Origin of the sequence: Flavobacterium cupreum, assembly GCF_003996965.1 — a bacterium.
Taxonomy (GTDB): Bacteria; Bacteroidota; Bacteroidia; order Flavobacteriales; family Flavobacteriaceae; genus Flavobacterium; species Flavobacterium cupreum.
Window position 1 is genome coordinate 1 of record NZ_QWDM01000041.1, and the last position, 2,587, is coordinate 2,587.

Consider the following 2,587-nt stretch of genomic DNA (forward strand, 5'->3'; position numbering starts at 1 on the left):
ACTAATTAACAGATGAAAAAATATAGTTTTTAATCAAAACGGAGGTGCTCACTTTGCACCGGAATTAGGTGGTCATTTTGAACTGGAATCAGGTGCTCACTTTAAAACGGAATGGGGTGATCAATATGACCGGAATTTGCAGTTTAGCATTTTAAAAAGTGGAACTATGGGAATATAATATAAGGTCATTCTTGTATCGTATCGTTCTTCGCTTACAAAAAAGGTTCTCTTACTATCCTGTGCCAATTGCAAACTATCCCAATTGGCATTGGTTCGTTTTAACTTGGTTTCTATATCCCACATCGCCAAAGCAATATTATAGGGATAGCCGTAAATCTGTGTCTGCATAGGTTCAATGCTGTAATGCTCGGCAAGTTTGGAAAGGGATTGATAAAAATTCCGCTCTGTTTTCGCTGTTTTCTCACAAGCCTGTACAGATTGTTCCGTTTTCAGTTTAGGCAGAAATGTGGACTTTAGAAAACCATTGGTAACATTGCTATCGGTACGGCTTTCCGCTTGTCTTTTTGTACTTCGTTTGCATCCTTTGGTCTTTGCATCCATTGTACGAACTCGCCCAATTGTCGGTGTAATTGCCGTTGTCTTTTCTGTTCGGGTATGCTGATAATTCCCGATATAATGTGTGGTTGCATAATTCATCGTTTTTGATTTTTGGTTTAACCTTTTGTACCCATTACGCTCTCAAATTTGTACTCTACTGCATCGTCTTTTATTTGCGGTGCAGATATTTTTGCCGTTGTCAAAATCGGGTACATATTGGCGTAAAAATTCATTACGGCTTCCACGCTCCAACGTGGTTCAGGGTCGGTAAGTCTGATTTCCTGTCCTTTATCTTTGAGTATAAATACCCGCTCTAATTGCGTTGCTAATAACATAATTTCTTCTTTTTTGGATTAACACTCTTGTTCTTCTTCGCCTGTTTCATCAATAGAATAATCGGCTATTATTCTTCCACCTGTGGCAGTTCGGGTTTTTCTTCTTCCATTGCTCCGAAAAGACTCGGTGTTCCAAACTTGTCTGATAATGCTGTTTTACGTTTGCGTATCTCGTCCGCTTTTTCGGGAAACTCTGTTATCTCGGGTACTTTCATCCACGCTTCACGGAATTTACCCTCTTTTTCGAGTTCATCCGCCTTTGCCATTCCGTCTTTAAACTTCTTGTCTTTGGATTCCTGTTCTTTCTTCTGCTTGTCGATTTTTTCTTTTTCCAATGCCGAGTGCTTTTTGGCTTCTTCCATTTGTTTTAGGAACTTTTCCATATCCACCATCAAGCCCGAAATTTTTTGAATTGGTGCGGTTATCTGTTGAAAAAATCCCTCGTCAAAATCTTGTGCTGTGGCGTTAAATGTCAATGGTGGAATTAGGTTTTTCGCATTGTCTCCGCATTGTTCGTTATTGAGCATAACCGATACAATTAGATTATTTTCTGCTCCTTTTGAAATGTTCAGTTGTAAAACTCCTGTAAAGTCCAACTGTGCTATCTGATTGAAAAAATTAGTGTTCATTGCTGTAAAATTTAATGTGATGTTGATTGCTCTTTGATTGCCGTAAGTTTCTCGTACATATCCGTCCAATAGGCATTTTGCCTTTTGTCAAATTCGGAGAAGCTTTTATCCTCGTGTCTGTATTTCGAGAACCGTTTGGCGATAAGTATTGCTTCTCTTAGGTCGATTACTTCAATTTGGCAACCGTTGATATCCGTTATTTTCATATACTTTGTTTTATAGTAGGCTACCACCATTTAAGGAGGTAGCCTAAAATTCTTTAATTAAGTTTGAATATTTCCGCACCGCCTGTTGAAAATGCAGTACATAATTCAAATGCTTTCTGCGATTTTAGTTGAGCAGTACCGCCCAATACAATGCTCTGTAACTTGGCTTCATCATTTTTGTAACTGCGTACATTCTGATAGTAGCCTGTCACGGCATTATATGCTCCGAATAATGTTCCCTTGGTTGTGTCCATTTGTTGGGTATCACTTATCATTGCATAGGCAAAAGCATCCTCAATGGTATTTTTGAACACTGTAGAAATTTCATCTTCCGCACCTTTTTTGATATGGTCATACGTTTCCTTGTTTGGGCAAAGTGCCAATTGAATTAGCTTTCTTACTTCTCGGTCTGTTACCTTTATGTTTGCCCATTCATTAAAAATGCCCTCTAATTGGTTGCTCAAGGTATCCGCCAATCCCATAATCTTGTGGGCGTTCTCAATTCGTTGTTTTGCTCCCGAAGTGTGTTTGATACGCACTACATTGGTCATATTTCGTAGCGAAGCGTTAAGGGTATTTTGGCATACGATACGGATAGGCGTAAATGCGGCAGTGATACTTCCGCTACCATCGTGCGAAGTAGTTAGAAAAATATACTTTTCCGTAACATCATCGCCATTACCTACACGGATATAATCGGGCAGTTTGGCTGTGATAAAAATGCGTTCTCCATTGTTATGTAAAGCTTTACATAAAAAAGGTTATGGAAAGTAAAGAATAATGTAAAGTAGAATATGACTAACCATTACTTTTGTGATAATTAAGACATTCTACTTTACATTATATCTTATTTAAAATT

4 protein-coding genes and 1 pseudogene are annotated in these 2,587 nt (G+C 38.3%); all 5 read right to left on the bottom strand.

What is annotated here, in order from left to right:
• Positions 1-120: 120 nt before the first annotated feature.
• Positions 121-657, bottom strand: a complete 537-nt coding sequence (locus D0817_RS24660) for a hypothetical protein (RefSeq protein ID WP_238160952.1) — start codon at positions 655-657, stop codon at positions 121-123.
• 17 nt (positions 658-674) lie between these two features.
• Complete coding sequence (locus tag D0817_RS24665) at positions 675-893, bottom strand: PRTRC system protein C (protein WP_127340991.1); 219 nt, start codon at positions 891-893, stop codon at positions 675-677.
• A gap of 68 nt (positions 894-961) precedes the next feature.
• On the bottom strand, positions 962-1,522 hold the full coding sequence (locus D0817_RS24670; RefSeq protein WP_127340992.1) for a PRTRC system protein E: 561 nt from the start codon (positions 1,520-1,522) through the stop codon (positions 962-964).
• A gap of 11 nt (positions 1,523-1,533) precedes the next feature.
• Positions 1,534-1,728, bottom strand: coding sequence for a hypothetical protein (locus D0817_RS24675; protein ID WP_127340993.1), 195 nt, complete (start codon positions 1,726-1,728; stop codon positions 1,534-1,536).
• Positions 1,729-1,781: 53 nt separating this feature from the next.
• A pseudogene (locus tag D0817_RS24680) lies at positions 1,782-2,459 on the bottom strand (DUF932 domain-containing protein); the annotation flags it as partial.
• Positions 2,460-2,587 lie beyond the last annotated feature (128 nt).